The organism is Alkalibacterium iburiense, from assembly GCF_039521845.1.
In the GTDB taxonomy this organism is placed as follows: Bacteria; Bacillota; Bacilli; order Lactobacillales; family Carnobacteriaceae_A; genus Alkalibacterium; species Alkalibacterium iburiense.
Genome location: NZ_BAAACW010000029.1, coordinates 1 through 4,966 on the forward strand (window position 1 = coordinate 1; position 4,966 = coordinate 4,966).

Annotated in this window: 5 protein-coding genes; 1 reads left to right on the forward strand and 4 read right to left on the reverse strand. The window is 39.3% G+C overall.

The window, feature by feature from the left end; translation table 11 throughout:
- Positions 1-125: 125 nt before the first annotated feature.
- From hpf to ABDZ53_RS02540, 4 genes are all read right to left on the reverse strand, one after another.
- Entirely contained in the window at positions 126-698 is a 573-nt protein-coding gene (gene hpf / locus ABDZ53_RS02525) for a ribosome hibernation-promoting factor, HPF/YfiA family (RefSeq protein ID WP_343753665.1), read from the reverse strand.
- 147 nt (positions 699-845) lie between these two features.
- Complete coding sequence (locus tag ABDZ53_RS02530; RefSeq protein ID WP_343753667.1) at positions 846-1,538, reverse strand: ComF family protein; 693 nt, start codon at positions 1,536-1,538, stop codon at positions 846-848.
- Positions 1,535-2,875, reverse strand: a complete 1,341-nt coding sequence (locus ABDZ53_RS02535) for an ATP-dependent helicase ComFA (protein WP_343753669.1) — start codon at positions 2,873-2,875, stop codon at positions 1,535-1,537. The genes ABDZ53_RS02530 and ABDZ53_RS02535 overlap by 4 nt, the downstream gene beginning before the upstream one ends.
- A 193-nt stretch (positions 2,876-3,068) precedes the next feature.
- On the reverse strand, positions 3,069-3,923 hold the full coding sequence (locus ABDZ53_RS02540; RefSeq protein ID WP_343753671.1) for a DegV family protein: 855 nt from the start codon (positions 3,921-3,923) through the stop codon (positions 3,069-3,071).
- A 140-nt stretch (positions 3,924-4,063) separates the two neighbouring features.
- Between ABDZ53_RS02540 and ABDZ53_RS02545 the strand changes: the two genes are divergently transcribed.
- On the forward strand, positions 4,064-4,699 hold the full coding sequence (locus ABDZ53_RS02545; RefSeq protein WP_343753673.1) for a YigZ family protein: 636 nt from the start codon (positions 4,064-4,066) through the stop codon (positions 4,697-4,699).
- Positions 4,700-4,966 lie beyond the last annotated feature (267 nt).

Here is a 4,966-nt window from a genome sequence, read left to right on the forward strand (position 1 = left end):
AAAACTTAATCAAAACGCAAATTAATTTGGTAAAATAGCCTCTAAAATCAGAGGTATGAATTATTCAGGTCTATTTTGTTCATAAAAAAAGAGCGAGCACAAAGCTCGCTCCCCCTTTATTTTAATTAGTTTGTTTCAATCAATCCATATTTGCCGTCTTTTCGTTTATAGACAATGCTTGTGCCATTCGTTTCAGCATCTTCGAAGATAAAGAAATTATGTCCCAGCATATCCATTTGAAGGACGGCTTCTTCTGCACCCATAGGTTTCAGACTTAACCGCTTGGTACGTACAATAGATGTACTTAAATTTTCTTCATCGCCGTTGTCATCGAGATCTAAATCAGCCCATAAATCTGGATTCGTTGGCTGTGGGGCATCGACGCCTTGTGAACGACGGTTTTTACGATTGATTTTTGTTTTATATTTTCTCATTTGTCTTTCAAGTTTATCTACGACTAAATCTACGCTTCCATATAAATCTGGGGAAGTTTCTTCCGCACGTAATACTACATATGGGAGTGGGATAGTGACTTCCACTTTAGCCGTTTTATCAGAGTAGGTTTTTAAGTTAACATGTGCACTCGCTTCTGGCACATCGTTAAAGTATTTCTCAATCTTTCCTACCTTTTTTTCGACGTACTCTCGAATAGCTTGAGTCACCTCTATGTTTTCTCCTCGAACATTGTATTTTAGCATAATACTTCACCCTTCCACTTCATTTATAAACTCTATCTTACCAAAGAAAAAGTTTATCACTAAGCAAAATGCCTCTTTGCTTATCTCAATTATACATGATAGCGTTTACTTTCTCAATCAAATTAATTTCCTTTTGCCGGTAATCTCTTATCTAAATAAAGACAGCGTTTCAATCGTTGAAGGGCCATAAGGTCTAAGACTATCGGATGCATGGAACAGGGTTCTCCCTGTCGTATAAATATCGTCTACAATCACCACTTTCTTTCCCGAAAGGATAGAAATACCCTCAGCATCCACTTCAAAGGGCTGAGCCGTTGCCATTCTTTCTCGCTTATCTTTTTTCGACTGTTTTTCTTCCTTTGACTGATTTTTCAGTAATCGCATATAAGGGATGTGGGCTTTTTGAAGCAACAATTCTGATTGATTAAATCCTCTTGCTTCACGACTTCTATCACTAATGGGAATAGGTACGAAAAGAGCCTCTTTTCCTTTTTCCTTGCATGCTCCATACAAATCCCGAGACAAGAGTCCAGCTAGTTCACAGTCCCCCAAAATTTTAAATTTCTCCATATACTCTTTGGCAAAGGCATTGTATGTAAATAAAGCCGTATGGTGAAAGTTTTTATTCGGGTAGACCTTTGCCCATTCTAAACAGTCCGAACAGTATGAGGAGTGAGCCTGTTTCCGTCCACACCCTTCACAGTGAATCGTCTCTTTTAAAGAATCCAATTGTGACCGACAAAAATCACAGATGGGAGATTGAGGACGATCATAGACAAGCAATTCAAAAAAAGTATAGGTATGATCAAGGGCTTCCTGACACCATAAGCAATGATTCATCCGATGTACCCTCTCTTCTTGGCCAAATGATTCATCTGCTTAATTTGCTTAACAGCCCCTTTTATAGCTCGCGTCCATCCTTGGTGATAATAGATCACTTCTCCGCTGGGGTAATCAACGGTTCTCCCTACCCTCCCAGCTATCTGAACCAATGCGGCTTCTGTATAAACTTTATGATCAGCATCTATGACAATGACATCAATATTAGGAAAAGTAACGCCCCTCTCTAATATCGTTGTTGTCATTAAAAAATCCAGTTCTCCTCTTCTCATCTTCATGACTTTCTCTTTCCTTTCTGTATCCTGGGAATGAACACTTTCGAAATAACTATTATGGAAAAGCTCCTTAAATAGAGGATCTATCTTTTCCATTAACGTGATAGTAGGAATAAAAATTAAGAAGCGCTTCTTTTCTTTGATCTTTCTTTGAATATGCTTGATCACTGGGTGTTTATGTGACCACCTTTTATCTAGTAAGGAGTGAGAGCAGTACTGGCCTTTTGGGACAGGCAAAGCATGCTTATGGTAGCGAGCAGGCAATATGGATGCCGCTATTTTCCCTTTTTTAATCCGACCTCTCATCTTTTTATCCGGTGTGGCTGTCAGTAGTATGGTCGCAGCCTTTTTCTTTTTAGCTTTATTCGCAGCAAAATTCAACGCTTCATTCATGTAATACGGAAAGGCATCAATCTCATCAATAATAAGAACATCAAAGGCTTCTTTAAATCGGTATAACTGATGGGTGGTCGCAATGACCAACTGAGTGTAACTGTAACTCTCTTCTGCTTCTCCGTAAAGCAGAGCGAGTGAAACGTCAGGAAAAACGGCTTGGAACCTCGGAGCTAATTCTAAACAAACATCTACACGTGGTGAGGCTACACACACTCTTTTCCCCCTCTCTAATGCTTCTCCCATCCCATCAAATAGCATTTCTGTTTTTCCAGCACCTGCCACAGCCCAAACGATACGTTCTTCATCTTTTCTCATAGCTTCTTTGATTTCGAGCGAGGCTTGCTCCTGTTGCGGAGAAAGGGTGCCATTCCATCTTAAACAGGGGTAAGGAAGTGGTTCGAAAAGGTTTGGCTCGGGCAGATAATACAGTGTGCTGCACTCTCTCATTTTTCCTAACGGTAAACATTCTCGGCAGTAGAAGCACTGAGACTGACACGTACAGGGGTATCTTGTTTTGAGTGTACAAGTCGTCTGGCAACGCATGCAGATAGAGTGACTTTTGTCGCGTTTGAACCCTGGTTTAGAGCAGATTTTTTCTAAGCTGAAATCTCCTTGGATTTCTTCTTTCAATAGTTCTCTTCCATATAGTTGAGTCTCATCAAACATCAAATGCCTTCTTTCTAAATGGGTGATACTATTACTACTGTCTTTTTAAACCAGAATTCACTTTTTTTATAAAAAATATTCTTATATTTGCTTATTTTGTCGATTTGTACTGATTGTTTAAGGCGAAAATAAAAGGCTCCAGATACCTGGGGCCTTTTCTATATAATGTAGAATAATATAATAGCTGAAACCATTAGTGCGAGTCGTTCTTAGTCCAAGATAAGCCAACTGCTCCCTCACCGGCGTGAACCCCGATGACTGGTCCGACATGGCTAAAATTAAATGGAATAGTAGGGAATTTTTCTTCGAGGCGTTTTTTAAACTCTTTTCCTTCCTCTTCGCTATACGCATGTATAATCGTCGCTTTAATAGGATAGTCTGCTTTGTTTACGGCTTCTTCAAAAAGCGTCTCGATTTTTTTCAATGCCTTTTTCTTTGTACGAATTTTATCGTACGGAACAATCTCTCCATCTTTAAGCGTTAAAACTGGCTTGATGTTTAATAACGTTGCAAATCCGCCAGCAGTTTTAGACAGGCGTCCGCCTTTAATCAAGTTCGTTAAGTTATCGACAACGAAATACAGTTCTGTTACATTTTTCAATTCTTCCAGATGGTCCAATATTTCCTGTACAGATTTACTCTCATATGCCATTTGTGAAGCCGCACGAACGAGAAAAGCTTGCCCAGCTGCAGTCAACTCTGAATCAAAGGGATGGACATCTATTCCTTTAATAGATTGAGCCACTGTATAGGCATTTTGGAATGTTCCAGAGATCTTTTTAGATAGATGAATACTGATAACCGCATCATATTCACCCTGTAAAGACTCATATACGCCTGTAAAGTCTCCAACGGTTGGCTGAGAACTTGTTGGTAATTCAGAGACTGTCTTGACCTTCTCGAAAAACTCTTCTGTCGTTATATCGATTCCTTCTCTATAGGCTTGATCCTTGAAAATACAGGATAAGGGCACACTGTAAATGTTGCCTAACCTGTAATCTTCATCATTCAAGTAAGCTGTGCTGTCTGTTACAATAGCTATACGCATGTGTATCTCTCCTTTTTCTTAAACTGACCTGGTAAATAAGTCCTATTTGTAGGATGATTAAACTTTACCCACCCCATCCATAAGCCAATTTACATCTTAAGTATACACTAATCGAAATAGAAATAGAAAGGGACATTAGCATGAGAAACTTTAGGACAATTAAAGACAATAGCTCATATGAAGTATCTATAAAAAAATCACGTTTCATCTGTCATTTGAAGCGAACGGAAACGGAAGAAGACGCTCAACGTTTTATCGAAGAGTTAAAAAAAGAACATTGGAAAGCCAATCACAACTGTCATGCCTATATTATAGGGGAGAATGACGACATTCAACGCGCTTCAGATGATGGTGAACCCAGTGGGACAGCCGGACTTCCGATGCTGGAAGTATTGAAAAAGAAGCAGCTGAAGAATGTCACAGCTGTTGTGACCCGTTATTTTGGCGGAGTCAAATTGGGAGCCAGTGGCCTTATTCGAGCATACGGTCATACGACAAGTGAAGCCATTGAGGAAATAGGTATAGTGGAAAAGCAGCTCCACCAGTTTATATCCTTAGAGGTTTCCTATCCGATGAGTGGAAAAATACAGAACCTGCTATACCAAAAACCCTATCGTGTAGAAGACATAGACTATACGGATACCGTTACCTTCAACTGTTTGATTCCAGCAGAACAAGTCCAGTCCTTTTACGAAGAGACGACAGAGTGGACAAATGCTCAAGCGAGTTATAAGGAAGGACAAAAGGCATGGATTGAAGTAGACGTCACCGATTAGCACACACGTGAACAAGGAATGACGATTCGTCTTTTTTAACGAGTATTTCTTTGAGACTATTGACATGTTATTCAATTGAGATGATAATCTCATCTTTAACACCCAAAACCCCGATAAATCCCTACACTAAGGGATTTACCGGGGTTTAAAAATGCTCAAAATAGGGTACTATTTTGCTATTTTTGTATCTTTAATAATTTTTTTATTATTTTGTTGCTCACAATTTCTGTATCTGTCCGAAACCCAAAGGTTTCATGTAAATGATCA

What these genes read in the sequence shown, in the direction of transcription:
- hpf (WP_343753665.1), bottom strand. Translation starts at nt 698, where the DNA reads ATGCTAAAATACAATGTTCGAGGAGAAAACATAGAGGTGACTCAAGCT.
- ABDZ53_RS02530 (WP_343753667.1), bottom strand. Translation starts at nt 1,538, where the DNA reads ATGAATCATTGCTTATGGTGTCAGGAAGCCCTTGATCATACCTATACT.
- ABDZ53_RS02535 (WP_343753669.1), bottom strand. Translation starts at nt 2,875, where the DNA reads ATGTTTGATGAGACTCAACTATATGGAAGAGAACTATTGAAAGAAGAA.
- ABDZ53_RS02540 (WP_343753671.1), bottom strand. Translation starts at nt 3,923, where the DNA reads ATGCGTATAGCTATTGTAACAGACAGCACAGCTTACTTGAATGATGAA.
- ABDZ53_RS02545 (WP_343753673.1), top strand. Translation starts at nt 4,064, where the DNA reads ATGAGAAACTTTAGGACAATTAAAGACAATAGCTCATATGAAGTATCT.